This is a genomic window from Rahnella sp. P4_A8 (assembly GCF_056402435.1).
In genome coordinates this window covers 1-887 of sequence record NZ_JBFUHK010000294.1, presented here as the reverse complement: position 1 = coordinate 887, position 887 = coordinate 1, and the positions used below count along the sequence as shown (strand labels likewise).

At 44.4% G+C, this 887-nt stretch carries 1 protein-coding gene; it reads right to left on the bottom strand.

Going from position 1 to position 887, the window contains the following annotated elements; genetic code table 11:
• Nucleotides 1-480, bottom strand: a 480-nt coding sequence (locus AC1DUO_RS25535) for a zinc-binding dehydrogenase (protein WP_477989490.1), incomplete at its 3' end; no start/stop codon positions are given.
• Between the last annotated feature and the right edge of the window lie 407 nt (nt 481-887).

Genomic DNA, 887 nt, shown 5'->3' with positions numbered 1-887 from the left:
ATCTTCACGGGTACCGACCAGTGAACCGACGACCTGAATGCCGTCAAGCACAAGACGAGGAATATTCAGGCTCATAGATTCCGGCGGTAAACCCACGGCGACAATACGACCACCGGCGCGCATCGCATCCACTGCGGAGTTAAAAGCGGATTTCGCCGTTGCTGTTACCACCGCAGCATGAGCGCCACCGACTTTCTCCTGAATAATTTTTGCTGCATCGTCTTTCCGCATATTAATGGTCAGGTCAGCCCCCATGTCGGCGGCAAACTCCAGTTGCTGATCATTAACATCAATACCGATCCCTTCGTGCCCGAGGATTACGCCGGTTTTGTCACCGAAATCACCGTTTTTGACATGCAAATCCGTATGACATACACCACAGCACTCCATTTCCAAAAGTGCCTCACCATGTTCCAGGTCACGCAGAGTCTTCTCCACGACGTCCACAGAGTGGTCTTTATTCACAACAGCAGCTTTCATTTTCCTTTCCTTATCGTTGTGGCGGAACCTCAAAGTTACAACGCTATTTATCTGGCTGCAAATGAGAATGAAACGCTTTAACTATCAAGTTCAAAACGTTGGCGGAAAGTTTCATTTCCATTGTTGATGAGGAATATGACGGCAGATACTCAGGCAATATGGGACAGAGTTTTTACTTTAATCATGAAAAATCAATTGGTTAAAAAATCCAGCAGTACAACGAAGGTGCCATATTCCCCCGCTGATTCACGTACTCTACGTTCAGTCATAATTTAATGTGTATTAATTTTATCCACACAATTAACGGTCGGTAATTCTGCTACCCATTTAAATCTGACTGAAACACTTAAAGGACTGGTAATTAGGATGCATATTAGTATTTCCCTATCATTAAGTAATATCTATAC